General features: G+C 68.9%; 24 protein-coding genes. 11 read left to right on the forward strand and 13 right to left on the reverse strand.

The window, feature by feature from the left end; translation table 11 throughout:
- Positions 1-106 precede the first annotated feature (106 nt).
- From pnp to truB, 3 genes are all read right to left on the reverse strand, one after another.
- Positions 107-2,257, reverse strand: a complete 2,151-nt coding sequence (pnp, locus tag FE263_RS12805; protein WP_138326656.1) for a polyribonucleotide nucleotidyltransferase — start codon at positions 2,255-2,257, stop codon at positions 107-109.
- 249 nt (positions 2,258-2,506) lie between these two features.
- Complete coding sequence (rpsO, locus tag FE263_RS12810; RefSeq protein WP_138326420.1) at positions 2,507-2,776, reverse strand: 30S ribosomal protein S15; 270 nt, start codon at positions 2,774-2,776, stop codon at positions 2,507-2,509.
- Between the two features lie 22 nt (positions 2,777-2,798).
- Positions 2,799-3,719 (reverse strand): tRNA pseudouridine(55) synthase TruB, encoded by a 921-nt coding sequence (gene truB / locus FE263_RS12815; RefSeq protein ID WP_138326421.1) that lies wholly within the window; start codon positions 3,717-3,719, stop codon positions 2,799-2,801.
- 151 nt (positions 3,720-3,870) lie between these two features.
- Between truB and FE263_RS12820 the strand changes: the two genes are divergently transcribed.
- Both FE263_RS12820 and dhaL read left to right on the forward strand, forming a co-directional pair.
- A complete protein-coding gene (locus FE263_RS12820) occupies positions 3,871-4,890 on the forward strand; it encodes a dihydroxyacetone kinase subunit DhaK (protein WP_138326422.1) in 1,020 nt (339 codons plus the stop codon).
- Between the two features lie 7 nt (positions 4,891-4,897).
- A complete protein-coding gene (gene dhaL / locus FE263_RS12825) occupies positions 4,898-5,539 on the forward strand; it encodes a dihydroxyacetone kinase subunit DhaL (protein WP_138326423.1) in 642 nt (213 codons plus the stop codon).
- A gap of 14 nt (positions 5,540-5,553) precedes the next feature.
- Here the strand turns inward: dhaL and FE263_RS12830 are convergent, their stop codons facing one another.
- Genes FE263_RS12830 through FE263_RS12850 form a run of 6 tightly spaced genes read right to left on the reverse strand, consistent with a single transcriptional unit; the run spans position 5,554 to position 11,835 of the window.
- The gene (locus tag FE263_RS12830) at positions 5,554-5,874 is read right to left on the reverse strand and encodes a YnfA family protein (protein ID WP_138326424.1); all 321 of its coding nucleotides are present in this window, start codon (positions 5,872-5,874) and stop codon (positions 5,554-5,556) included.
- Positions 5,875-5,894: 20 nt separating this feature from the next.
- Positions 5,895-6,863, reverse strand: coding sequence for an L-histidine N(alpha)-methyltransferase (gene egtD, locus FE263_RS22120; RefSeq protein ID WP_171034092.1), 969 nt, complete (start codon positions 6,861-6,863; stop codon positions 5,895-5,897).
- 24 nt (positions 6,864-6,887) lie between these two features.
- Complete coding sequence (gene egtB, locus FE263_RS22125; protein ID WP_171034093.1) at positions 6,888-8,102, reverse strand: ergothioneine biosynthesis protein EgtB; 1,215 nt, start codon at positions 8,100-8,102, stop codon at positions 6,888-6,890.
- 32 nt (positions 8,103-8,134) lie between these two features.
- Positions 8,135-9,766, reverse strand: a complete 1,632-nt coding sequence (locus FE263_RS12840; protein ID WP_138326425.1) for a cisplatin damage response ATP-dependent DNA ligase — start codon at positions 9,764-9,766, stop codon at positions 8,135-8,137.
- On the reverse strand, positions 9,763-10,830 hold the full coding sequence (locus FE263_RS12845) for a ligase-associated DNA damage response exonuclease (RefSeq protein WP_138326426.1): 1,068 nt from the start codon (positions 10,828-10,830) through the stop codon (positions 9,763-9,765). Before FE263_RS12845 ends, FE263_RS12840 begins: the two co-directional genes overlap by 4 nt.
- Positions 10,831-10,866: 36 nt before the next feature.
- Positions 10,867-11,835, reverse strand: coding sequence for a sterol desaturase family protein (locus tag FE263_RS12850; protein ID WP_138326427.1), 969 nt, complete (start codon positions 11,833-11,835; stop codon positions 10,867-10,869).
- Between the two features lie 125 nt (positions 11,836-11,960).
- On the opposite strand from FE263_RS12850, the gene FE263_RS12855 reads away from it, so the two are divergent.
- Both FE263_RS12855 and FE263_RS12860 read left to right on the forward strand, forming a co-directional pair.
- A complete protein-coding gene (locus tag FE263_RS12855; protein ID WP_138326428.1) occupies positions 11,961-12,323 on the forward strand; it encodes a response regulator transcription factor in 363 nt (120 codons plus the stop codon).
- The gene (locus tag FE263_RS12860) at positions 12,313-13,932 is read left to right on the forward strand and encodes a tetratricopeptide repeat protein (RefSeq protein WP_138326429.1); all 1,620 of its coding nucleotides are present in this window, start codon (positions 12,313-12,315) and stop codon (positions 13,930-13,932) included. Before FE263_RS12855 ends, FE263_RS12860 begins: the two co-directional genes overlap by 11 nt.
- A 17-nt stretch (positions 13,933-13,949) precedes the next feature.
- On the opposite strand, the gene FE263_RS12865 is transcribed toward FE263_RS12860, so the two are convergent.
- Together FE263_RS12865 and mbfA are read right to left on the reverse strand one after the other, a co-directional pair.
- On the reverse strand, positions 13,950-14,174 hold the full coding sequence (locus FE263_RS12865) for a hypothetical protein (protein ID WP_138326430.1): 225 nt from the start codon (positions 14,172-14,174) through the stop codon (positions 13,950-13,952).
- Positions 14,175-14,377: 203 nt separating this feature from the next.
- On the reverse strand, positions 14,378-15,334 hold the full coding sequence (gene mbfA / locus FE263_RS12870; RefSeq protein WP_138326431.1) for an iron exporter MbfA: 957 nt from the start codon (positions 15,332-15,334) through the stop codon (positions 14,378-14,380).
- Positions 15,335-15,494: 160 nt separating this feature from the next.
- On the opposite strand from mbfA, the gene FE263_RS12875 reads away from it, so the two are divergent.
- Genes FE263_RS12875 through FE263_RS12885 form a run of 3 tightly spaced genes read left to right on the forward strand, consistent with a single transcriptional unit; the run spans position 15,495 to position 18,747 of the window.
- Complete coding sequence (locus FE263_RS12875; protein ID WP_138326432.1) at positions 15,495-17,510, forward strand: M1 family metallopeptidase; 2,016 nt, start codon at positions 15,495-15,497, stop codon at positions 17,508-17,510.
- Positions 17,511-17,512: 2 nt separating this feature from the next.
- Positions 17,513-18,271: an AIM24 family protein gene (locus tag FE263_RS12880; protein WP_138326433.1), complete on the forward strand. Its 759-nt coding sequence runs from the start codon at positions 17,513-17,515 to the stop codon at positions 18,269-18,271.
- Between the two features lie 8 nt (positions 18,272-18,279).
- Positions 18,280-18,747: a CreA family protein gene (locus FE263_RS12885; protein ID WP_240759513.1), complete on the forward strand. Its 468-nt coding sequence runs from the start codon at positions 18,280-18,282 to the stop codon at positions 18,745-18,747.
- Between the two features lie 15 nt (positions 18,748-18,762).
- Here FE263_RS12885 and FE263_RS12890 read toward each other — a convergent pair whose 3' ends face one another.
- The gene (locus tag FE263_RS12890) at positions 18,763-19,662 is read right to left on the reverse strand and encodes a LysR family transcriptional regulator (protein ID WP_138326435.1); all 900 of its coding nucleotides are present in this window, start codon (positions 19,660-19,662) and stop codon (positions 18,763-18,765) included.
- Positions 19,663-19,785: 123 nt separating this feature from the next.
- On the opposite strand from FE263_RS12890, the gene FE263_RS12895 reads away from it, so the two are divergent.
- The 4 genes from FE263_RS12895 to FE263_RS12905 are packed head-to-tail and all read left to right on the forward strand — an operon-like array spanning position 19,786 to position 21,682.
- Positions 19,786-20,391, forward strand: a complete 606-nt coding sequence (locus tag FE263_RS12895; RefSeq protein ID WP_138326436.1) for a glutathione binding-like protein — start codon at positions 19,786-19,788, stop codon at positions 20,389-20,391.
- Positions 20,392-20,447: 56 nt separating this feature from the next.
- A complete protein-coding gene (locus FE263_RS22920; protein WP_408886192.1) occupies positions 20,448-20,789 on the forward strand; it encodes a hypothetical protein in 342 nt (113 codons plus the stop codon).
- A complete protein-coding gene (locus tag FE263_RS12900; protein ID WP_138326437.1) occupies positions 20,749-20,949 on the forward strand; it encodes a hypothetical protein in 201 nt (66 codons plus the stop codon). Before FE263_RS22920 ends, FE263_RS12900 begins: the two co-directional genes overlap by 41 nt.
- Before the next feature lie 22 nt (positions 20,950-20,971).
- On the forward strand, positions 20,972-21,682 hold the full coding sequence (locus FE263_RS12905; protein ID WP_138326438.1) for an SDR family oxidoreductase: 711 nt from the start codon (positions 20,972-20,974) through the stop codon (positions 21,680-21,682).
- Positions 21,683-21,709: 27 nt separating this feature from the next.
- Here the strand turns inward: FE263_RS12905 and FE263_RS12910 are convergent, their stop codons facing one another.
- On the reverse strand, positions 21,710-25,891 hold the full coding sequence (locus tag FE263_RS12910) for a translocation/assembly module TamB domain-containing protein (RefSeq protein ID WP_138326439.1): 4,182 nt from the start codon (positions 25,889-25,891) through the stop codon (positions 21,710-21,712).
- Positions 25,892-25,910: the final 19 nt, after the last annotated feature.

The raw sequence follows: 25,910 nt of genomic DNA on the forward strand, positions 1-25,910 counted from the left end.
GGAAGATTTGTCTTATTCGGTTACAGATCGTGAGGATGGCACGCCCGTGCAAGAGCACGCCATCCCGAACCCGGTGCTGGAGCCGGTGCGGCCGAGATTGTCGACCTCAGGCCGCATCGTCGGGACGACGCTCACGGCCCTTCGACCCGACGCTCTCGCTGATATCGGCGCCGGTGGCCTGGTCCACCACGCGCATCGACAGCTTCACCTTGCCGCGATCGTCGAAGCCCAGCACCTTCACCTTCACGGCGTCGCCCATCGAGACCACGTCGGCGGTCTTGTTGACCCGCCCCTGCGCCAGCTCGCTGATATGCACCAGGCCGTCGCGCGCGCCGAGGAAGTTCACGAAGGCGCCGAAATCGGCCACCTTCACCACCTTGCCGGTGTAGATCACGCCGATCTCCGGCTCGGCCACGATGCCGCGGATACGGTCGATCGCCTTCTGTGCCTGCTCGTCCGAACTCGCCGCGATCTTCACCGTGCCGTCGTCATTGATGTCGATCTTGCAGCCGGTGGTCTCGACGATCTCGCGGATCACCTTGCCGCCGGTGCCGATGATGTCGCGCAGCTTCTCCTTCGGCACGTTGATCACGGTGATCTTCGGCGCCGTCGCCGACACGCCCGAGCGGTTCTCGGTCAGCGCCTTGGCCATCTCGCCCAGGATGTGGATGCGGCCCTCGCGCGCCTGCTCCAGCGCCACCTGCATGATCGCCGGGGTGATCGAGGTGATCTTGATGTCCATCTGCAGCGAGGTGATGCCCGCCTCGGTGCCGGCCACCTTGAAGTCCATGTCGCCGAGATGGTCCTCGTCGCCAAGGATGTCGGAGAGCACCGCATAGCCGCGATCCTCCTTGATCAGGCCCATGGCAATGCCGGCCACCGGACGCTTCAGCGGGACGCCCGCATCCATCAAGGCGAGCGAAGTGCCGCAGACGGTCGCCATCGAGGACGAGCCGTTGCTCTCGGTGATCTCGCTGACCACGCGCAGGGTGTACGGGAACGCTTCCTTGCCCGGCAGCAGCGGGTGGATGGCGCGCCAGGCGAGCTTGCCGTGGCCGATCTCGCGACGGCCCGGCGAGCCCATGCGGCCGGCCTCGCCCACCGAGTACGGCGGGAAGTTGTAGTGCAGCATGAAGTTCGAACGATACTCGCCCTCGAGTGCGTCGATCACCTGCTCGTCCTGGCCGGTGCCCAGCGTGGTGACCACCAGCGCCTGGGTCTCGCCACGGGTGAACAGCGACGAGCCGTGGGCACGCGGCAGGATGCCGACCTCGGCCACGATCGGACGCACGGTGCGCAGGTCGCGGCCGTCGATGCGCAGGCCGGTGTCGAGCACGGCGCCGCGCACGATGTCGGCCTCGAGCTCCTTCAGCAGCGGCTTTGCCTTGTCGGCGTCCAGCCCCTCCGCCTTCAGTGCCTCGATGACCTGCTTCTTGGCGGCACCCACCTTCTCGTAGCGGGCCTGCTTGACGCGTTCCTGGTATGCCTCGGCGATCGAGGCACGACCCAGCGCGTCGATACGGCTGTGCAGCGACACCAGTTCGGCATCCGGCTCGGCCAGCGTCCAGGGCGTCTTGGCGGCATGCTCGGCAAGCTCGATGATCGCCTGGATCACCGGCTGGAACGCCTCGTGGCCAAAAGTGACAGCACCCAGCATCACCTCCTCGGTGAGCTCGGAGGCCTCGCTCTCGACCATCAGCACGCCCTCGGTGGTGCCGGCGAGCACCAGGTCGAGCTGGCTGGTCTTGGTCTCCGCCAGTGTCGGGTTCAGCAAATACTGGCCGTTCTCGTAGCCGACCCGGCAACCGGCGATCGGGCCGAAGAACGGGATGCCGGACAGCGTGAGGGCCGCCGAGCAGCCGATCATCGCCACGATGGCAGGATCGTTCTCGAGATCATGGCTGAGGACGGTGGCGACCACCTGGACCTCGTTGCGGAAATTGTCCGGAAACAGCGGCCGGATCGGGCGGTCGATCAGGCGCGAGTTCAGGATCTCGGCCTCGGACGGCCGGCCCTCGCGCTTGAAGAAGCCGCCCGGGATCTTGCCGGCGGCGAACGCCTTCTCCTGGTAGTTCACGGTCAGCGGGAAGAAATCCTGGCCCGGCTTGACGTTGCGGGCGCCGACGGCGGTGCACAGCACGATGGTGTCGCCATACGACACCATGACGGCGCCATCGGCCTGGCGGGCGATCTTGCCGGTCTCGAGGACGAGCTTGCGGCCGCCCCAGTCGATTTCCTTGCGATAGAAGTCGAACATCATGTTCCCCTTTTGCGTGTTGGCCGGGGGACGGAGGGCATCAGGCGCATCGGCTGCGGCGTCTCGGACGGCATGGAGCAGCACCCCATGTGGCCTGAAACGCCGGGCGACCCCTGGTGGTCTCCGGACCCGGGCTAGAAATGCCTCCAGGGACGAGCGCGGCAGGCAGGGGATGGTCCCCCGACGCCACGATCATCCCCGGATGCGAACCCATGGTGTCTTAGTGGACCCGGCTCGGCGCCGCCATGCCTAGCGACGCAGCCCGAGGCGTCCGATCAGGGTCTCGTAGCGGCCCTGGTCCTTGCGCTTGAGGTAGTCGAGCAGGCGGCGGCGGCGGCCGACCAGCATCAGCAGTCCGCGGCGCGAGTGGAAGTCCTTCGCGTGCGTCTTGAGGTGCTCGGTCAGGTTGACGATCCGCTCGCTGAGCAGCGCGACCTGCACTTCCGGCGAACCGGTATCGTTGGCGGCATTGGCGTAATCGCCGACAAGCGCCGTCCGGCGCTCGGCTGTAATCGACATCGTGATGCTCCGTAGGACTGGGTTAAAGCAGGCGCTCCGGACGCAGCCACCCGTCTTCGAGCCGGCAGAGTCCGATCACGCGCCCCCCGTCCATGGCCCGCGCGATACCCCCTGCGGGGTTCGCGCTGTCAGGGATCCGGCCCATCATGGTAACCAGGCTGATCGCCTGGCCGTGTGAGAGGCTTTCCGCTTCGCTCTCGGTCAAGGCCAGCGCCGGGATGTCGGCCAGCGCGGTCGCGACCGGACGCAGAAGCGCCGGTGAGGTGGGCGCGTTGTCCGCTCCCTCGAGAATTTTGTCCAGGGAAATCGCGTCCTCGATCAGGAACGGCCCCACCCGAAGCCGGCGCAACGCTGCCACGTGGCCCACGGTGCCGCAGACCCGGGCGAGATCGCGTGCCAGGCTGCGCATGTAGACGCCCTTGCCGGACTGCACCGCGAACACCGCGCTGTCGGCATCGGGCCGGTCGATCAGCTCGAAGCGGTCGATCCTGGCCGGGCGCGGCTCGAGCACCGGCGGCCTGCCCTCGCGGGCCATGTCGTAGGCGCGCTCGCCTGCCACCTTGATGGCCGAGAAGATCGGCGGCACCTGCATGATGTCGCCCTGGAAGCCGGCAAGACCGGCCCGGATCCGGTCGTCGTCCGGCCGCTCGCCCGAGGTCTCGATCACCTCGCCATCGGCGTCGTCGGTGTCGCGCGCCTCGCCGAAGCGCAGGGTGAAATGGTACAGCTTGGTGCCGTCCATGATGTACGGCACCGTCTTGGTTGCCGCCCCGAACGCCACCGGCAGCAGCCCGGTCGCCAGCGGGTCCAGGGTGCCGCCATGCCCTGCCTTCTGGGCATCGAAGCCGCGCCGCACGCGGTTCACCACGTCGGTGCTGGTCGGGCCGGTTGGCTTGTCGACCAGCAGCCAGCCATCGAGGGCGCGTCCGCGCTTGCGTCGCATGGGTCAGTCAGCCTCTGTCAGTGTGCGCCGCGTGTAGACGAGGCGGTTGCCGCCGGCAAACCGGCCCCCCGGCTTTACCCGGCACCCGCGCAGGATATGCTGTGGCCCAGCAGGTTTGAGGCGACGACAGATCGCCCGCACGGGAGGCCGGATGCAACGCGTCAAGAAGATCCTCAACGACACCGCCGACGTGGTGGCCGAGACCGTCGAGGGCCTGGTGCTGGCCTCCGACGGCACCACGCGACTGATGGATGGGCACCGGGTGATCGTGCGCCAGCCATCGGCCAGGGAGGCCGGCCGCAAGGGCAAGGTCGGGCTGCTGGTCGGCGGCGGCAGCGGGCACGAGCCGCTGTTCTCCGGCCTGGTCGGACAGGGCCTCGCGGATGCGGCGGTGTGCGGCAACGTGTTCGCGGCGCCCAGCCCGGACGCCATCGCCGCCGCCACCCAGGACATCGATGACGGCGCCGGGGTGCTGTACGTCTATGGCAACTACGCCGGCGACGTCATGAACTTCGACATGGGCGCCGAGCTCGCAGGCGACGAGGATATCACCGTGCGCAACGTGCGGGTACGCGACGACGTCGCCGCCGCCCCGAAGGAGCGCATCGACGATCGCCGCGGCATCGCCGGCGACCTGTTCGTGGTCAAGATCGCCGGCAGCGCCTGCGAGAGTTGTGACACCCTGGACGAGGCGTGGCGCATCACCGCGAAGGCGGAAGCCAACACCCGCTCGATCGGTGTCGCGGTGTCGGCGGGCTCCATTCCCGAAACCGGCAAGCCGACCTTCGAGCTCGGCGACGACGAGATCGAGATCGGCATGGGCGCCCATGGCGAGCCCGGCGTGAGCCGGCAGAAGATCGGGCCGGCGGACGCCGTCGTCGACCAGATGATGGCCGCCCTGCTGCCGGACCTGCCGTTCGAGCGCGGCTGCGAAGTCGCGCTGCTGATCAACAACCTCGGCGCGTCCACCATGATGGAGCTGCTGATCGCCAACCGGCGCATCCGGCACTGCCTGGACCAGGCCGGCGTCGGGGTGCATCGCACCGAGATCGGGCATTTCCTGACCACGCAGGAGATGGCCGGCTACTCGATCACCTTGCTGAAACTCGACGACGAGCTGAAGCACCATCTCGACGCACCGGCGCGCTCCGTCGCCTACAGCAGGGGATAGCACCGGCATGGCCGACGAACTCGACGCAGTCGCCGTCCGCGCGATGCTGCTGCAGGTCTGCACGCGGATGATCGAGAATACCGACCGGCTGACCGAGGCCGACCAGGCCGTCGGCGACGGCGATCATGGCATCGGCATGCGGCGCGGCTTCACCGCCGCGCGCGACAAGCTCGAGGCGCTCGAGCCCGCCAGTGTCGCCGAGGTGTTCAAGACGGTCGGCACCGCGGTGATGGCGCAGACCGGCGGCGCGTCTGGCGCGGTGTTCGGCACGCTCTACCGCGCCGGCGCCACCGCCTGCGGCGACCATGCGCTGGATGCCGCAACGTTCCTGGCGTTCCTGGAACAGGGCCTGGCGGCGGTGCAGAAGCGCGGCGGCGCGGTGCCGGGTGCCAAGACCATGATCGACGCCCTCGCCCCCGCCGCCGAGGCCGCGCGGGCCGCGCAGGCGGATGGTCTGGCGGCGATGATCCGCGCAGCAGCCGACGCTGCGCAGCAGGGCGTGCAGGCGAGCCGCGACATGATCGCGACAACCGGCAAGGCGCGCACGCTCGGCGAGCGCTCGCTCGGCCATCCGGATCCGGGGGCGATCTCGATGCAGATCCAGCTCGCGGCGATGCAGGACTACGTGGCAGGGCAGCGCGAGGACTGAGGTCACCCGCTGCTTCATTGTGGGGCGGCAATGATGATCATGGCGCCAAGCAGGCAGACCGCCGCGCCGGCCAGGTCCCAGCGCCCGGGCTGCACATGCTCCACCAGCCTGAGCCAGGCCAGCGATGCGACGATGTAGACGCCGCCATAGGCCGCGTAGGCCCGGCCGGCCGCAGCACTGTCTATCAGCGTCAGCAGGCAGGCGAAGGCTGCGAGCGACGCCAGGCCGGGCAACACCCACAGCACGCCTCGACCCAGGCGGAGCCATGCCCAGAAGGAGAAGCAGCCGCCGATCTCGGCCAGTGCCGCGGCTGCGTAGATCGCGCCGTCACGCAGCAGCGATGGCCACGAACTGGTCAGGTCGCCAGCAGGGCGTGCAGGCCGAAACGGCCGTCGGGGTCGGTCCAGAACTGCTCCGACCGCCAGCCGGCCTGCGCCGCCAGCGCCGCGAAACCCTCGCGCGTGTGCTTGTAGCTGCTCTCGGTGTGGATGGTCTCGCCACGCGCGAAGGCGATGCTGCGCTCGCCCAGTGCGATGGTCTGCGCAGCGCTGCTGACCAGATGCATCTCGATCCGGCCGGCCTGCTGGTTCCAGACCGCGCGGTGGGCGAAATGATCCGGATCGAAGTCGGCGTCGCAGATGCGGTTCACGTGACGCAGGATGTTTCGGTTGAACGCCGCCGTGACGCCCTCGGCATCGTCATAGGCCGGGATCAACTCGGCGCGGTCCTTGAACAGGTCGGTGCCGATCAGGAACCGGACCGGAGCGCCGTCCAGCCCATCGGCCAGGTCCTCCCGCGTCTGCCGGAGGAACCGCAATACCATCTCGGGCTCGAAATTGCCGATCGTCGAGCCCGGGAAGAAGCCAAGACGCCTGCCGCCCCCTGTGCGCGGCAGTTCCACCGGACCGGTGAAATCGGCCTCCACCGGCTCCACCCGCAAGGCCGGATGGCTGCGCCGCAGCCGCTCCGCCAGGGCTGCAAGGGCCGGACCGGCGATGTCGATCGGCACGTAGGTGACGAGGGTCCCGGGTGCTGCGTCGATCAGGGCCACACCCTTGCGCTCGTCGCTGGCGCCGTACTCGATCAGGCTGGTGCCCGGCTCGACATCGGCCACGATCTCACGCGCATGGTGGTCGAGTAGCGCCGTCTCCGCGCGGGTGACGTAGTATTCGGGCAGTCCGGTGATGCGGCCGAACAGTTCGCAGCCCGCCTCGTCGTAGAACAGCCGGGCCGGAAGCGTCTTCTGCGACGCCGTCAGGCCGGCCAGGATATCCATGCGATCGAGCTCGCGCTGCGATGGTTGGGCGCCAAACTGGTCAGGCATGCGGAGTCCTAGCTTGTCGTGATCTCAGCGATCCTGGGCGAGCCGCAGGCCGGTGACCTGCCAACGCTTCTCCGGCTGGAAGAAGTTGCGGTAGCTGGTCCGCTCATGGCCCGGCGAGGTGGCGTAGGAGCTGCCGCGCAGCACCATCTGGTTGATCATGAACTTGCCGTTGTATTCGCCGATCGCGCCAGGCACCGGCTTGAAGCGCGGATAGGCCAGGTAGGCGCTGCCGGTCCATTGCCAGGCATGGCCGAAGAACTCGGGCAGGTCCGGTTGCGCCGCCTCCAGCTCGGCCTCGGTCGGAAGCCGGGCGCCGGCCCAGCGCGCGTAGGCGTCGGCCTCGTACCAGCTCACATGGGTGACCGGGGCGTCGGGGTCGACCAGGGTGCAGCCACCCGGGTTGACCTGCCGCCAGCCGCCGTCGCCATCCGGCCGCCAATGCAGCGGCGCGTTCCAGCCCTGCTCCGAGACCTGCCCCCAGCCATCGGACATCCAAAGGTCGGCGCGGGCATAGCCGTCGTCCCGCATGAACTCCAGCCACTCACCGTTGCGCACCAGCCGGTTCGCAAGCGCGTGCGGCAGCAGGATCTGCTGGTGGCGCGGATACTCGTTGTCGAAGCCGAAGCCGCCGCCGGTATGGCCGATGCCGACCAGGCCGCCGCTGCGCTCGATGAACCGGGTCGGGCCCGGATGCCGCGCGGGCGGGGTCCAGCCGGGCAGGACCGCGAAGCCGTCATCCACCCAGGCCAGGGGGTTCTGCGCCAGCGCATGCAGCGCGTCGGTGATCAACAGCTCCTGGTGCTGCTGCTCGTGGTGCAACCCGAGTGTTACCAGTTCGTCGAGCGAGGGGTCGTCCACGCTCTGCAGCAGGGTCTCCAGCGCCGCATCGACATGGGCGCGATAGGCGCCGACATGCGCCGCGTCCGGGCGGGTCAGCAGGCCCCGCATCGTTCGCGGATGACGCGGGCCCACGGCGTCGTAGTACGAGTTGAACAGGAACGGGAAGGCCGGGTCGAAGGCACGGTAGCCCGGGAGGTTCGGTCCCAGCACGAACTGCTCGAAGAACCAGGTGGTATGCGCGCGGTGCCACTTCGCCGGGCTGGCATCGGGCATCGATTGCACGCACTGATCCTCGGGCGACAGGCCGCTGGCGAGGTGCTCGGTATGGGTCCGCACTGCCCGGCATCGTTCGGCGAGGTCCTGGCGGAGGCTGTTCGGACGGGACTGGGGCTGGGACATGCCATGCTCGCGAATGAGGGGGTGCAACACGATCAGATCGCGATGGTTGCCTCACCTTCGAGTAGTCGTATCAGGATGTCGAGTCGGTCGGCCTCGGCCGGCGGCTTGTCGGTACGCAGGCGCGACACCCTCGGGAAGCGCAGCGCGACGCCTGATTTGTGCCGGGTGGAACGCTGCGCCGCATCGAAGGCGATTTCGAGTACTATTCCGGCGTCCCGTCCGTGCGCGACCTCGCGCACCGGTCCGAAGCGCGCGGTGGTGTGGTTGCGGATCCAGCGATCGAGCATGGCGAGTTCGGCGTCGGTAAAGCCGGAATAGGCCTTGCCGACCGGCACCAGTTCTTCCGAACCGCCCTCCAGTTGGCGCCACAATCCAAAGGTATAGTCGGAATAGAACGAGCTGCGCTTGCCGTGGCCGCGCTGGGCATACATCAGCACCGCGTCGATGGTGAGCGGGTCGCGCTTCCACTTCCACCACAGGCCTTTCGGACGCCCCGGCACATACGGGCTGTCGCGCCGCTTCAGCATCAGCCCCTCGATCGAGGCGGCGCGGGCACCGTCGCGCAGCACCGACAGCGCCGGCAGGTCGGGGACGTCGATCAGTTCCGACAGGTCCATGCGGGCCGGCGCCGCGCGGGCGAACCAGTCCTCCAGCCGCCGGCGGCGCGCGTCGAACGGCAGCGGCCGCAGGTCCTCGTCCGCCTCGAACAACATGTCGTAGAGGCGGATACCCACGGGAAACTGTTGCATCATGCGCCCGGTCGGCGCCTTCCGGTTCAGCCGCTGCTGCAGGTCGGCGAACGGTGCCACGACCACGCCGTCCGGGCCGTCGCGCAGCACCAGCAGCTCGCCATCCAGCACGGCGTCGAACGTCATCGCCTCGACGATCTCGGGGAACGCCGCCGAGATGTCCTCCGAGCCGCGCGAGTACAGCCGCCGGCCGCCCGGGGTGGAGACCAGCTGCACGCGTATGCCGTCCCACTTCCACTCGGCGACGTAGCGCGCATAGTCCAGCACCGCGAGGTCCTGCACCTCCAGCGGATGCGCCAGCATGGGCGGCCGGAACACCGGCGCGCCGGCCGGATCGGGCTTGTCGCCGCGCCCCTCCAGCCAGGCGAACAGCTCCGTATACGGCGGCGACAGCCCGTGCCAGACCTCCTCGATATCGTCGGCGGCGATGCGGCCGCCGCTGAGTTCGGCAAGCGCGATCTTGGCGATGCGCACCGAGGCGCCGACCCGCAGGCCGCCGGTGATCAGCTTGAGGATGGCGAGCCTTACCGGGGCCGGCGAGGCATCCAGCCAGCCCGCCACCAGCGCGCCGAGCTCGCTCTTCGGCGTGGTCGCCAGCGACTGCACCACCTCCATCAGCAATGGCGGCGGCGCGTTCACCCGTCGCTCCGGCCACATCAGCGCGACGGTCTCGGCGAGGTCGCCGACATAATCATACGACCAGGCGAACAGCACCGGATCGGTGCGGCTCTCGGCGAGCTGGCGGATCAGTGCCGGCTTGGCGGCATCGAAGGCAAGTTCGCCGGTCAGCGCCGCAAGCCCGATGCCGCGATCCGGGTCCGGCTCGGTCTCGAAGAAGCGCCGCAGCAGGGCGATCTTGGCGAGCCGCCCAGGCGTCAGTGTCAGCCGTTCGAGCAGCTCGGCGAAAGCGATCACGCGACCACCTTGCCGCCCAAGGCAGTCTCGCCCGGTACCGCCTCGACCCCGGCATCGTCCTCGTCGCCGTAGCCGACCAGGCGCAACGCCCGGCCACGCCGTCCCTGCTGCTCGGCGGCGTGGATCAGCGCCTCCTCGCGGCCGTGGGTGACCCAGATTTCTGGAGCGTCCACCTCGGTGAGCGTCGCGCACAGCTCGTCCCAGTCGGCATGGTCGGAGATCACCAGCGGCAGCTCGATACCCTTGGCCTTGGCCCGCTGGCGCACCCGCATCCAGCCCGACGCCAGGCAAACCACCGGGTCGGCGAGGCGACGCGCCCAGCGGTCGGCGATGGCCGAAGGCGGTGCCAGCACGATGGCGCCGGCCAGCTCGGCCTTGGCCGCGACGGTCGCCGGACGCAGCTCGCCGAGTGGTATGCCCATGCGCTCGTAGGCCTGGCAGAGCGGGATCAGCGCGCCGTGCAGGTGGATCGGGCCATCCCAGCCGGCCTGGCGCAGCAGGGCGATCAGGCGCTGGCACTTTCCGAGCGCGTAGCAGCCGATGACATGGGTTCGCTCCGGGAACAGCCGCACACTGTCAAGCAGCCGCGCCGCCTCGCCGAGCGCCGGCGGGTGGCGGAACACCGGCAGCCCGAAGGTGGCCTCGGTGACGAACACGTCGCAGGCGATCGGCTCGAAGCCCATGCAGGTCGGGTCGGCCACGCGCTTGTAGTCGCCGGACACCACCGCCCGGCTGCCCTGCCACTCCATCGCCACCTGGGCGCTGCCGAGCACATGGCCCGCCGGCTGCAGCCAGACCCGTACGCCGTCGAGAGTGATCGGCTCGCCGTACGGCAGCACCTGCCGCTGCGCGCCGGAGCGGCCCTCGCCCATGCGCACGTCCATCAGCGCCATGGTCTCCGGACTTGCCAGCACGGCGCCGTGGCCGGGGCGGGCATGGTCGGCATGGGCGTGGGTGATGATCGCGCGCGGCACCGGTCCGGGCGGATCGATGAAGAAGCCGCCGGGTTCGCAGAACAGGCCCTCGGGCAGCACCTTGAGCCAGGTTTCGGGGTGTGGCGGCATCGGATCTGCAGACGCGCCAGCGGATAGGCGGGTTGCCTATTCGGCGGCAACGCCGCGCGGCCGCCGGTGCCGCCGCGCCAGCCGCCAGGCCAGCAGCAGCCCGTCGCGCTGCTGCTCCCACCAGCTGCCGGTCGCCAGCGTCTCGGCGGCGCGCGGGTCGCCGGTCTCGACCACCGCGTGGGTGAAGTCGGCAGTGCCGAGCATCATGTCCCACCAGGGAAACACGCCACCGTAGTTGCAGGAATTGCGACCGGCGGCACGCAGGCCGTGATGCGCGCGGTGGAACTGCGGCGAGATCAGCAGCCGCTCACCCAGCCAGCCGAACCCGACCCGCGTATTGGCGTGCGACAAGCTTTCCACCAGGCGCAGGCTCAGCACCAGCAGCGGGAACTGCATCGGCGGCACGCCGATCAGCAGGCCGGCGGCGATGAACCAGACATAGGAGATGACGTCGTCCAGCACGTGGTTGCGGTCGTCCGACCAGAAGGTCATCTGCCGCTGGGCGTGATGCAGCGCATGCAACCCGTACCACCAGCCGAAGGTGTGCGAGAAGCGGTGCCGCCAGTAGTCTGCGAAGTCCAGCACCACCGCATAGATGAAGAAGCTCAGCACCGGCATGCCCATGAGCGCCGGCACCAGCGTCTCCAGCGTCGGCGGCACGTAGCCATGGTCGGCCAGCGCGCCGTTGATCCAGGTCTGCATCTCGTAGAAGCCGAAGAATGTCACCACCGGGAAGATGCCGATCCGCGCCAGCAGCGTGTAGACGATGTCCATGGTCACCGCGCGGCGATGCCCAGGCCCCTTCAGCGTGGACTGCACCGGCCACCAGGCCTCCAGCGGCATGCAGAGCGCGCAGTTGAGCGCCACCTGCAGCACGCCGTAGACGGCGAACAGCACCCACATGAAGGAGACGTCTTCCCACTGCATCCAGCCGAGCTGCCACAGCATCGGGATCAGGACGGTCTCGTGGATCCAGCCGGCGATCCAGGCGAACGGGTCTATCATGCTCTTTTCATTAGCACGTTATCGTGCGCGCCGCATCGTGCCGGCGTTCCCGGCTTGACCGGCATGCCGATCCGCACTGGAACATCACGGGTTGCATCGATTCTGGATCGGATAAGCAGAAGTTCATGGCTGCGCATCGCCTGCTGCTCGTCGAGGACGAGTTCCTGATACGCATGACGCTCTCCGAGGTATTGGCCGACGACGGGTTCGAAGTACTCGAGGCCGAGGATGGTCCCGGCGCCCTGGCGCTTCTCGCGGCCGAAGAGAATATTGCGCTGATGCTGACCGACATCCAGCTCCCGGGGGGTATCGACGGCAAGGGGCTGGCCGGCAAGGTGCGCGAGAGCAGGCCGGACCTGCCGGTGATCTTCATGAGCGGCCGCTCGGAGACGCAGCCGGACCCGAACCCGCTCAACAGCTACGTCAACAAGCCCTACTCGCCGATCGCCCTGTCCGCCCGGGTGCGCCAGATCCTCGATGGGGGCTGACGGGGGAGCGCCCGAGCAGGATCGGCATAGCAGCCTGCGCGCCGGCCTGGAGGCGCTGCATTCCGGACGGTTCGACTCGGCTGCGGCGCTGACGGCGCCATTCGCGACCGATGCCGACATCGAGGGAAGGCTGTTGCACGGGCTGGCGCTGGCCGGCTGCGGCGCGGTGGAAGAAGCCGCTCCCCTGTTGTGCCGGATCGCTGAGGAGAGGCCGCAGGCCCTGCATCCGGTGCAGGATTTCGCCACTCTCCTCGCCGCACGGCAGCGTGGCAGCGAGGCGGCTGCGATGTTCCGCGCCGCCCTTGCGCTGACGCCGGACGAGCCGCGCCTGCTGCTGGCTTACGGCGAACATCTGGCGGCGTGGCACCAGCCGGACGCGGCCGAGACGGTGCTGGAGCGCTGCCTGCACCTGCGGCCACGCGACCTCTCGGCGATGAACCAGCTCGGCATCGTCAAGGCGGCGCTCGGCCAGACCGGGACTGCGCTCGGCCTGTTCCGGGACGTGGTGGCGATCAATCCGGCCAATCACGCCGCCTGGGCCAATCTCGGCTGCGCGCTTGCGAACGAAGGCTTCTTCGAGGACGCGCTGGCGAGCTACCACCGGGCGATCAGGCTGCGGCCCAACGAGGCGCAGATCCGCCTGAATCATTCGATCTGCCTGCTCAAGGCCGGGCGCATGACCCAGGGCTGGGCCGAGCACGAATGGCGGCTGGCGCTGCCCGGCCATACCGACCTGCCGCGCGCACGGATGCTGCCCAACCTCAGCGAGCCGATGGACCTCTCCGGGCGCACGGTGCTGGTGACGCAGGAAGAAGGCCTCGGCGACAGCCTGATGTACCTGCGCTACGTGCCGCTGCTGGCACAACGCGGCGCCCGCGTGGTGCTATGGGTGCCGGAAGCACTGCGCCGGCTGGCGGCGCGGGTGGAGGGTGTCCATGAGGTCCTGAGCGGCGACGTGCACGGCATCGGCTTCGACTGGCACTGCCCGTTCATCAGCCTGGCACGAGCCTTCTCCGGCACCACCCAGCCCTATGGCGCGCCGGTGCCGTATCTGCGCGCCGACCGGCACCGCATCGACGCCATGCGCGCCCAGCTGCCACCTGCCCGGTCCGGCGTGCTGCGCGTGGGCCTGGCCTGGGGCGGCGCGCCGCGTTCGCACGACCCGGTGGCGCACGGCATCGATCTCAGGCGCAGCATCGGGCTCGCCGCCCTCGCCCCGCTCGCCGGCCTGGAGGGCGTGCAGCTGGTCAGCCTGCAGAAAGGTCCGTACGCCGACGAGCTTGCGAGCGCCCCGGAGGGTTTGCAGATCCACGATCCGATGCCGGCGGTGGAGGATCTCGACGACACCGCCGCGCTGATGATGGATCTCGATGTCGTGGTCAGCGTCGACACCTCCGTGGTGCATCTCGCGGGCGCCCTCGGACGGCCGACGCTGCTGCTCGATCGATGGGACAATTGCTGGCGCTGGCTGCACGGCCGCGACGACAGCCCCTGGTATCCGACGGTGAGCATCCTGCGGCAGAGCCGTCCGGGCGACTGGAGCGGGGTTGTCGACCGGCTGCTGCCGATGCTGGAACTCGCGCGCACCGCCAGCCCGCGGGGCGGGTGAACGAAGGTCCGGGCCGGTCAGCGGGTGATGAAGGTCCAGGCCAGGAACGAGAACGGCAGCAGCGCGAGGGTGAAGCCGCCGGCGGCGTCCAGCAGGTGATCGAGCGCCCACTCGTTGATGCGCATCGAGGCCAGCTCGAACCGGGCCGCGACCTGGCGGGATGCGGTGGAGACCGACGCGGGCACCAGGGTGCCGAGGCCGGTGCCGGAAACGGTGGCGGCATTCATCACGAAAGTGGTCATGGCTGGCTTCCTCTGCGGTTCCGGAAGCCGGATTGGCCTCCGTGCCAGCGACATTGCAGAGGTCGTGCCAGCAGGATCGGCACGCTTAACTACTTGTAAACAATAAGAATTCTAATTCAGAACCATTGGCTTGGCGGCTGTAGTTGGCGCGGAGCCACGACTTCTGGCCGAGCCCGCCGCTATGTGGCGGGATCGGCCAGATCTTACCCATTGCCTATCAGAATGCCCGCCGCCAGCACCAGCGCACCGCCCAGCATCACCTTGGCGGCGGCCGAGAACGGCGGCGTCTCCATGAAGCGGAACTGGATCCAGGCGATGATCGCGAGCTCGATCACCACCACCACGCCGGCGATGGCGGTCGCGGTCCAGAAGTCCGGGATCAGATACGGCAACGTGTGGCCGATGCCGCCGGCGATGGTCATCAGCCCGCAGACCAGGCCGCGCAGGAACGGCGTGCCGCGTCCCGAGAGCTTGCCGTCATCGGCGAGCGCCTCGGCGAAACCCATGCTGATGCCGGCACCGATGCTGGCGGCGAGGCCGACCAGGAACGCCTTGTGCGGATCGTGGGTCGCGAACGCCGCAGCGAACACCGGTGCCAGGGTCGAGACAGAGCCATCCATCAACCCGACCAGGCCGGGCTGGATCACCTGCAGCACGAAGCGCTTGCGGGCGTCCTCGTCCTCGCGGTCGCGGACGTTGCCGGGCAGGCGGGTCTCCTCGATGCGGCCGGCGGTCTGCACGTGCTCCGCCTCGGCCGCCGCCAGGTCACCGAGCAACCGCCGGATCGCCGGATCGGAAGCACGCGCCGCAGCCTGCAGGTAGAACCGGCTGGCATCCGCCTCCATCTGCCGCGCCTGCCGGCGAACCACGTCGATACCCTTCGGCACGATCTGCCAGGCCGGCTTCGGCACCGGCGCACCCTTGATGTCATGCCGGCGGATGTCGGGGATGTGATCGCCGAAACGGTTCTCGAACAGGTCGATCAGCGCCCGGCGATGGCCGTTCTCCTCGGCTGCCATGTCGTCGAACAGCTTCGCGCTGTCCGGGTGGGTGTCGCGCAGGCTGCGGGCGAAGTCGGCATAGGTGCGGCCGTCCTCCTCCTCGTTGGCGATGGCGAGGGCAAGCACCTCGCGCTCGGTCAGGTCTTTGAACATTCGCATGCAGCATCCTGAGCCTGGAACCACAAGAAAGTCAAAAGGGCTGCCGCAATCTATACTGAGAATTGTTTGCACTCTACTTGCTGCAAGCCGTTTGCATTCGCAACGCCGGATGGCCGCAGCACCTGCTTGCCGGCTGCCGCAAAGCCGTCGACCATGCGGCATGATCCAGCGCCTCCAGCCCCGCCGCTCCCCACCCTTTTGCGTATTGGCCGCGCTGTCGCCGATCGCCGCATTCCTCCCTGCAGCGGCTGCCGAGCCGGTGCCGCCGGCAAGGGAGATCTTCGCCCCGTATCCGCAGCAATATCCGGTCAATGCCTATCGGTCTGCCAGCGGCGCTCCTGGCCCGATGTATTGGCAGAACCGGGCCGACTACCGGATCAGGGCGACGCTGCTCACCGCGACAAGGAGCCTCTCCGGCGACGAGACGATCCGCTACACCAACAACAGCCCGGACGCGCTCGACGCGCTGTGGGTGCAGCTCGACCAGAACATCTATCGCGCCAACGCGAGGGCTGCCACCGTGTCGCGCTATTTCGGCCGCCAGCACACCGAGGGCGATGTGATCGAGGCGGTGTCGGTCCAGGAGGGTGGCCGCGACATCCCGGCCGCGTTCGTCGTCAGCGACACCCGCATGCGCGTCGCCCTGTCGCAGCCGCTCGCGCCGCACGGCGGACACATCGCCCTGCACATACGCTGGCATTACGCAGTGCCCGGCCCATGGGGCGGCCGGACTGCGGTGACACCGACACGCAACGGCGACATCTGGGAGATCGCGCAATGGTTCCCGCGCATGGCGGTCTATGACGATCTGCGCGGCTGGGACACGTTGCCCTATCTCGGCAACGAGTTCTATCTGGAATATGGCGACATCGATTATCGCGTGACGGTGCCGACGAACTTCATCGTGGCCGGTTCCGGTGCGCTGCAGAACCCCGACGAGGTGCTGTCCATGGTCGAGCGCCAGCGTCTCGCCCGGGCAGGTCGCAGCGATCGGACGATCATGATCCGCACCGCGGACGAAGTGAAGGCGGACGCGGCGGCGGCGCCGCCCTCCACCACGCGTACGTGGCATTTCCTCATGCACGATACGCGCGACGTCGCCTTCGCCGCTTCCCCCGCCTTCGTCTGGGATGCGGCGCACATGCATCTGCCCGACATCGGCGGCCAGCCGCGTCTCGCGATGTCGGTCTATCCGGTGGAAGCGGCGCAGGACGGGCGCTGGTCGCGCTCCACCGAATATGTCCGCGCCGCCATCGAATATTTCTCTGGAAAATGGTACCCGTATCCATGGCCGAACGCCATCAACATGGCCGGGCACGGCGCCAACATGGAATATCCGGCGATCGTCTTCGACGGCATCGCCGATGCCGGCAAGAAACTCTACTGGGTCACCACGCACGAGATCGGACACACCTGGTTTCCGATGATCGTCGGTTCCAACGAACGACGCGCCGCCTTCATGGACGAAGGATTCAACACCTTCATCGACACCTACGCGTCTGACGACTTCAACCACGGTGAATACGCGCCGAAACGCGACTCCGAATACGCCCCGGGCGGCGGCAACCCGGTGGAGGAGATCGTGCCGTTGCTCAGGCAGCCGGATGCACCCACCATCCTCGACGAGGCCGACCTGGTGCCATATCGCTGGAGCCATACGGTGCAGTATTTTAAGGCGGCACTCGGCCTGCGGCTGCTGCGCGAGCAGATCCTTGGTCCGCAACGCTTCGACCTGGCCTTCCGCCGCTACATCGCTCTGTGGGCCTACAGGCATCCGTCGCCTTCGGACTTCTTCCGCACCATGGATAGCGAGGGCGGTGAGGACCTGTCCTGGTTCTGGCGCGGCTGGTTCGCGAACAACTGGCCGCTCGATTTCGGCGTCTCCTCGATCGACGACAAGGCCGGCACCGTCACGCTGGTGAGCAAGGGCGGCCTGGTGATGCCGGCGACGTTGCGCATCGACTACGCCGACGGCAGCAGCAGGCGGATGCGACTGCCGGCCGAGCTGTGGCAGCAGGGCTCGCCGGTGACGGTAGGCGTTGCCGGTGCGGCACGCATCGTCGGCGTCACCATCGATCCCGACCATGTTCTTCCGGACGTCGACCGCTCCGACAACATGCTGATACGGCCGATCCAGCCGGCTGCAACGGCACCCACACCTGCCGAGGGGCACTGAGCATGCAGACGAGCATCATCGGCACCATCCTGCCGGTCCTGAATGTCGGGCTGGATGCCGGCGAGGTACTGCTGTCGGAAACCGGCGAATTGTCCTGGAAGAGCCCTAACGTGAGCCTGCGCACCGGGATTGCGGCCGGCGGCGCCGGTGGCTTCCTCGGTGCGGTGAAGCGGTCGCTCGGCGGCGGCGGGCTGTTCATGACCGAATACGTCGCCGAGGGTGGCCCCGGCTTTGTCGCCATCGCCGCCAAGGTGCCCGGCCATATCGAGGAGCATGCGGTACAGCCCGGGCGCTCCTACCTGGTGCACCGGCATGGCTTCCTGTGCGGCACCCAGGGTATCAGCCTCTCGGTGGTGCTGCAGCGCAGCCTCGGCGCCGGCATCTTCGGTGGCAACGGTTTCCTGCTGCAGCAGGTCTCGGGCCAGGGCCGGTTCTGGGTCGAGCTCGGCGGCGAGATCGTCAGCCACACGCTGGCCGCGGGCGAGCAGATCGACGTGCATCCCGGCCATGTCGGCATGTTCGAGGACAGCGTGAATTTCGAGATCACCATGCTGCCCGGCCTGCGCAACAAGCTGTTCGGTGGCGACGGCTTCTTTCTCGCAAGGCTGACCGGACCCGGCCGGATCTGGCTGCAGACCCTGACGCTTCCCAACCTCGCCCACGCCCTCTCGCCCTATCTTGGCGGCGGTGCGGTCGCAGGTGCCGAGACCGGCGCCGCGGCTGGGCTCGCCGGCCAGTTCATACGCAAGGTGTTCGAATGATAAACCGATTGACGATCGCAAGCCTGCTTGCCCTGACGGCGGGACTATGGAGCCCCTCCGCCCACGCCGATGGCCAGAAACGCATCGGCGCGGTGAGCACCACCTTCCGGCTGCTCGGCCGCAACGACCAGATCGCGGTCGACCGCTACGACGACCCGCGCGTCGACAACGTGTCGTGCTACATGTCGCACGCCGAGACCGGCGGCGTGCGTGGTTCGCTCGGTGTCGCGACCGACCCGAGCCGCTTCTCGATCGCCTGCCGCGCCACCGGCAAGCCGGTCGTGCATGGCGACCTGCCGGCCAGCGAGGTGGTGTTCGACCAGTCCAGCAGCTTCTTCTTCAAGGTGATCCGGGTGACGCGGATGTACGATCCGGAGAAGCACGTGCTGCTCTACCTGGTCTGGTCCACCAGGGCGATGACCACCGGCGGCAGCCCGTACAACAGCATCACCGCCGTACCGCTCGACGCGCCGTAGGACCGGGCTGCGCTTTCACGCCAACCTTGGCGGCAGCTGTTCCACCAGGTAGTCGACCAGAGCACGTGTCGCGGGCAGCATCCAGCGTCGGCTTGGAAAAGCGAGATGCGCGATGCCTTCCCGCGAACGCCATCGTGGCAGGACGCGGACGAGGGAGCCGGCGGCGATTGCTTCATGGCAGTATCCTTCGGCAACAAGCGCGATCCCCACGCCGGCGATGGCGGCACCGCGCAGGGCCACGAAATCACCGACGACAAACCGGGGCTCGAACTCGATCGCGACCTCCTTGCCGTCGTTGCCGATCAACTCCCAACGCTGACGGCCGAAATCGTTGCCCAGAGCGAGAAGCGGTCCGTCGGCCAGGTCCGCGACACGGTCGACAGGGCTACGCGCGAGAAGATGGCGCGGATCTGCCACCAGGATGCGGCGGGTCATGCCGAGGCGACGGACGATGACGGTCGGGTCGTCCTGCAGTTGTTCCCTTGCCCGGATGGCCAGATCGAAGCGTTCCTCGACCAGGTTGACGAAGCGGTTCGAAACGTCGAGCGCGAGCCGGATTTCCGGATACCGCAGCAGGAACCCCGGCAGGACGTCCATGACGACGTCATGCAGCAGGCCGGGTGGACAGGCGACGCGTAGCGAGCCGCGGGGCGCCGCTGCGGCAATGGCGGCGGCGGCGCTGGCTCCCTCCGCCCCGGCGAGCATCGCCTGGGCTTCGACATATACGGCGTTGCCGACTTCGGTGACGCGGAACGCCCGGGTGGAACGCTCGATCAGGCGTACTCCGAGAACCTTCTCGAGGCGCGCGACCCGCTTGCTGACCGCCGACTTCGTCGTGCGAAGCGCACGTGCGGCAGCACTGAAACCCCGCTGCTCGACGACGTGGGCGAACGCCGCCAGATCATTCAGATCCATCGACTGTTTCCTAATCGCGAACGATGCGTTCGTCAATCAGGGGCTTCTGCCGATACGGCAGACGGTCGAAATAGCAGCCATGCCGAAGCCGAGGTTTCTCGTGCAGAGCCAGGAGCTCATACGATGCGACTCTACTACCTGCCCGCTTCCTGCTCGATGTCAGTGCACATCGCAGCTCTCGAAGCCGGTATCGATCTGGAAATAGCCATGGTCGAGCTTCATCCGGACGGCACCAAGACGGCTGGTGATCGCGATTACTTCGAGATCAATCCGAAAGGCAAGGTGCCCCTGCTGGAAGTTGCCGAGGGCAGGCTGACGGAGACCCAGGTCATCCTGCAATATGTCGCATCGCTCGCGCCCGGGAGACTCCCGATGCCCGCCGAAGGATTCGATCGCTACCGCTTCCTGGAAACCCTGAACTTCATTGCCTCCGAGATCCATCGCGGCTTCGGGCCCATGTGGAGCCCGCTCATAGCGCCCGCACACAGGGCAGACACGGTTGCCGCGATCGGCAGGGCCTTCGGGATCCTCGAGCGGATCATCGGAGATCGGGGCTTCGTGTTCGGCCATCACTTCACCATCGCCGACGCCTATGCCTTCGCGATAACCGGATGGGCTCCGATGTTCGACATGGACCTCCGGCAATGGCCGGTCCTGGCGTCCTGGCGGGAGCGGATCGGCGCACGCCCCGCCGTCGTGCAGGCGATGCGCGAGGAAGGCCTGATCTAGGCGGGATGATTTCACCGAGAGGCGGACAGCCGTGATGAGCGTCAGGCGGAAAATGCATCTCGCGGCGTTATGTCGGGCGGGTCCTGTCGACCGCGCTGGTTGCCGGCGACGATTGCAGCCTCGGGTCGGTCAGCAGGTCCAACAGCTACATGCTCGATCCGGAGAACGGCGCCAATCCGCTGACCGTCCATGGTGGGCATTTCCTGGACACCCTGTTCAGTCTCGGCGAGTTCGAGGAACTCGCAGCCCGCACCGCGACCAGTATCCCCGAGGTAACCATCCGCTATACTGGCGAGACGATCGGGGATCGAAGGGCGGCGCGGCAGCGCTCCGCTCGAACGCCTGGATCCTCCGGAAGTGCTTCGTGCCTTGCCGGCCGGTGCCGGTCCGCTCGCTGATCCGGTGGCAAACATCGCGCGGAACTATGCAGCCCTGGCACAAGACATCCTTGACCACACCCATCACCCGCCGGGTTTCGACGTGGCCGTGTCGCGCCATCGCATGCTGGACGCCATCACACGTTCAGCGAAGTCGGGAACGGTGCAGAGCTACTTCTGACTTCGGCTGGGGAACGAACATCATGACGGAAAGCCTGCGGGGCCAGCGCGTGCTGGTGGTGGGGGCGGCCGGAGGCATCGGCCGGGCGACCGCAATGGCCTTCGCGTCGGCCGGTGCTGCAGTGAGCGCGGCCGGTCGGACGCCTGGACAGATCGCCGCGGTGGCCGAGGCGGTCGGCGGTGAGAGTGTCGCGCTGGATGTGCTGGACAACGACGCCATCGAGCGGTTCTTCGCCGGCCACCCGGCATTCGACCACGTGGTGGTCGCCGCCGCCAGCACGACCGGCGGTCCGGTTGCCAGACTATCCCTCGACGATGCGAAGGCCTCGATGGAGAGCAAGTTCTGGGGCGCCTACCGCGTGGCGCGTGCCTGCAGGATCAGCGAGCACGGCTCGATCACCTTCGTGTCCGGCATGCTGTCGCAGCGCCCCTCCGCCGCCTCGGTGTTGCAGGGCGCGATCAACGCGGCGCTGGAGGCGCTGGCCCGCGGACTGGCGCTCGAGCGGGCGCCGGTCAGGGTCAACACGGTGTCGCCCGGCATCATCGACACGCCGCTGCACGACCGCATGCCCGAGGCGTCGCGGGCGGCGATGTTCGATCGGATGCGGTCCGGCCTGCCGGTCCGGCGACTGGGCCAAGCCGAGGATGTGGCCCAGGCCATCCTGTTCGCGGCATCGAACCCGTTCGTCACCGGCTCGACCATCAACGTCGATGGCGGCGGCCGGATCATGTGACGGATCGCGGCGCCGCACCCGTCCGCCTCAGTACTGGAACTGGTATTTCAACCCGACGCTGCTGCCGGGATCGTTCTCCGGCGTGGTGGTGCCGGTGACCTGGCCGCCGGTACCGACCACCGTCTCGAGCTTGAGGCGGCGGGTGAGGTCGATCTGCACCTGCGCCTGGGTGCCGGCACCGGAGGTGGACTGCTTGGCGCCGACATAGACGCCGCGGGCGACATACTTGCCGGCTTCCACGCTGGCGCCGCTCGTGTTGGCGCCACCGCTGCCGACCGAGAGCCGGTCCAGCCCCAGCGTGCTGCGCACCGTCCCAAGCACGCCGCCGCCGCTGCCGCCGGCGCCGCTCAGTTCGGCGAGGGCGGCGGTGAGGCTGACGATCTGCGCCGTCGACAGCTTGGTGGTGGTCTGCTGGAACAGGATCAGCGCCAGGACCTGGTCCTGCGGCAGCGGCGGGTTGGACGACAGCGTGATCTTCGGGGCCGACGCATATCCGCCGACATGGAGCCGGGCGACATCGTTCTCAACGAAGCTCTCGGCGGTGAAGTCGAGCGACGGGTCGATCGCGTTGGTGACGCCGGCGCCATCGAAGCCGACCCGGCCCTTGGTGAAGGTGAGCGATACGCCGGCCAGGCTGAAGGTGCCGCGACGCATGTCGAAGCCGCCGCTCACCTGCGGCGCGGTGGTGGTCCCGCCGACGTGCAGCTTGCCAGCCATCTCCGCGTCCAGCCCGTGGCCGCGCACGAAGATCTGGCCCGGCGACCGCACGGTCATGTCGAGGCCGACGATGCGCGCGGGAGCCACGGCGGCCTGCGTCGCCCGCGTCTCGCCCGGGCGGATCACGTCCAGCGTCGCGACCGATGGCGGCAGGCCATTCGGGATGTTGATGGCCGCGCTGTCGATGGTCACCGTGCCGGCAACGTCGAGGCGGGACTGCACCTGCCCCTTCACCGTGAGGTCCATGTCGAGCACCGCGGTCAGCAGGTCGCTGGCCAGCGGCTTGGCCTTGTGCGCTGTGAGATGCAGGTCGACCGGCAGGCCGGGCACAAGGGCGCCGACGCTGCCGGAGGCGTTCAGCGTGCCGTCGCCGGCATGCGCCACGAAGCTGTCGATGCCGATGCTCTGGCCGCGCGCGGTGATCAGGGCGGAGATGTCGGTCAGCCGCACCCCTTGCGCGAAATCCTGGATCTGGCCGTGATCGAGCCGGATGGCGCCATCCAGCCGGGGCGCCTTCGCGGTGCCGCTGACCCCGAGATCGAGGCCGAGCTGGCCGCCGGCCTGGCGCCCCTCGGCGCCGAGCACGGCATTGGCCACCGCGAGATCGATGTTGCCGCGTGCCCGCAGCCCGAGCGCGCCATCGGCGCCGACCGGCGCGGTGCCGGAGAGCGCCAGCGCGATCTCCCGGCCGGCATCGAGATGGGCATCGATGCGTGCCGAACCCCCGACCAGCACCGCCCTGGCATCCAGCACCGCCGGCGGCAGCGAGGCGGCGGGTCCGGTGCGCAGGTGCATGTTGCGCGCGGTGAGCGTCACGCTGCCGCTCGGCTTCGCGGTGGTGCCGGTCAGGCGCGCCTGCGCGGCGATCACCCCGGTGGCATCCAGGGTGGGGGCAAACGGCCTGGCAAGTGCGGGCGTGACGTTGGCGAGCGACGCGGTGAGATCGAGGCGCGGGCTGACCGTGCCGGCGACATCGAGCAGAGCCCCCGTTGTCGCACCCGCCGGCGCCAGACTGGCCCGCAGCCGGTCGACCTCGATCGCCGGACCGAAGCCGATGCGGGCCGGCGCCAGCAGGCGCAGCGTCTCGCCCTTCGCGGTCCCGGCGAGACGCTGCACCCGCACATGCTTGCCGGGCAGGTCGAGCAGCAGGGCGGCATCCAGCGTGGCGGGAGCGCCGGCGACATGCTCGAACGCGCCGCGCGCCGTCACCGCGAGCGCCGTCTGCGGCCCCTTCGCCGTCACGCTGGCGTTGCCGGTGATGCCGCTGGCGGCAATCTGGTCGGCGCGCAGGGCAAGGTCGAGGGTGGGTGTCCCGGCCGGATCGACGACGGTGCCGGCGAGCGCCAGCCGGCCGACGCTGGCAGGCCGGGCGCCGGCCGATCCGCTGACGTCGATGCGCGCCACCGGATGCGCGCTCCCGGCGGGCTGCGAGGTGGTGACCACCGCCTTCAGGCTGCCGGTGATCGCCTGCCCGGCCACCCGGCTGAGATCGGCAAGCCGGGCCATGCGCAGGTCGACCGAGCCGAGCGGCAGCCTGGCCCCCGCCGGCAGCGTCAGGTCGGCGTGGCCGCTGGCGCTCTTCCAGCCAAGCCGGTCGAGCGTCACGTGGGTCGAGCCGTCTGCCAGCCGCGCGACGTTGGCCGCCAGCGTCAGCGGCGCCCGGTCGAGGGTGCCGTCCAGGGTGATGTGACCCTGCGGCGCCTTCGGCAGATGGTCGGCATCGAGCGCCAGGGTCAGCGGCCCGGCCGGGATGATGTCGGAGCCGATGTTGCCGTTCGCACGCACCGAGGCGGCGAGATCGTCGAGCGGTCCGTGCACGCTGGCATCGAGGCCGAGTGTGCCGCGCAAGGTAGGCAGCGCCGCCTGCAGGTTCGGCAGGCGCAGGCTGGTATGCAGGTCGAGGGTGTTGGACAGGTCGCTGCCGGACGCATCCAGGTGCAGCGCGCGCCCGTCCAGCTTCAGGCCGTAGATCCGCACGTCGTGGCCGGCGAGGGAGGCGGTCAGCGACACCTGCCCGGCATCGCCGATCAGCCCGACCGCCTGCGGCTGGCCGCCGGTGATGGCGACGGTACCGCCGAGGCCCACGATCTCGGCGCCGTTGCGGAGTTCGAAATCGGTGCCGAGGGCGGCATGCCCGGCGAGCGTCACGCCGCCGGCCTCGGCCAGGGGCGCCAGCTGCGGCAGGGTGATGCCGAGATGGCCGTGCAACGCCGATCCACCCGGCTGGGTCGCCGCGGTGAAGATGCGGCCCTGGATCTGCGCGAGGTCGTGGAACAGGGTCAGGTCGACCGGCCGCCCGGGCTGGTCGCCGTGCAGGGTGGCCTCGAGCATCACCGGCGACTGCGCGAGCAGCGCCGGGCGCGGGCCGGGAATGCGCAGCCCGTCCAGTACCGCGTGCAGCGTCGCCGGTCCGCTGGCGGCGCCGTCGGCCGCCTGTCCGGTGAAATCGGCGGTCAGGCGGCTGAGCCCGACGCCGGGCGCGGTCAGGTTGTCGAGCACGAGACGGCCGCTGCCGGCGGGTGCCGCCGGGGTGCCGGAAACATGCGCGTTCAGCGATACCCCGTTCCAGGCGATGCCCGGGCGCGGCTCCATCGCCGGCGCGCTGCCGGTTGTGCTCAGGTCGAAATGCCGCGTCATCAGGTCGGCGGTGCCCTGCGCGTCCAGCACCACCGGGCCTGCCTTCAGCGCAAGCTTCACCGCACTGGCCTCGCGCGGACCATCGAGATCCAGCGACAGGGTCAGCGGATCGAGCATCGGCATCGCAGCGAGCGCAGTCACCAGGCCGCCCTGCGGGTCGTGTGCATGCAGGTGCAGCCCGAGGCGTTCCGCGTTGGTCAGCGCGGTGAGCGACACCGTGCCAGGATGGTCGAGACGCTTCACGTCGAGCGCGATGTCGCTGTCCGGCAGCGTCGCCACCGAGACACCGTTGAGCAGCGGCGCGATGCCCGCCACGCGCACATGGCCGTCGAGGCCGAGATCGGCGGCGAGCCCGGTCACCGGGGCGGCGATGGCGAGTTCGCCGACATGCAGGCGTGCGATCTCGATGGCGAAGTTCGGGATCGAGCTGCCACCCGATTTCGACGGCGGCGACGGTCTGGCGTCCGGATCGGCCACCGGCAGGCGCGCCACCGCGATGCGGTCGATCGAGGCGAGGTCGATGCGCGCGGTGCGGCCGATCAGCGCCAGCGGGTGCCAGTCGAGCCGGATGCCGTCGATGGTGAGCCAGGTGCCGAGATGGTCGTGCACCGCGACATGGGCGACGCGAAGACCGTCGGGGAATCGGCCGGCGAGGCCGTCCAGCGTCACCAGGCCGCCGCTCAGCGACGCCGCCTGCCGCTCGATCAGCCGTCGGCCGGGACCGGTGTTGGCGCCGATCAGCAGCACCGCCAGCACCAGCACGACCAAAGCGAGCGGTGCGCCGACCAGCAGGCCGACGGTCCAGAGCAGGATGCGCCTGGCGCGGCGGCTTCTGGCGGGTGCTGGGTCGGCCATCGGCCCTCCGGGCGGCCTT

The organism is Lichenicoccus roseus (assembly GCF_005844085.1).
Taxonomy (GTDB): Bacteria; Pseudomonadota; Alphaproteobacteria; order Acetobacterales; family Acetobacteraceae; genus Lichenicoccus; species Lichenicoccus roseus.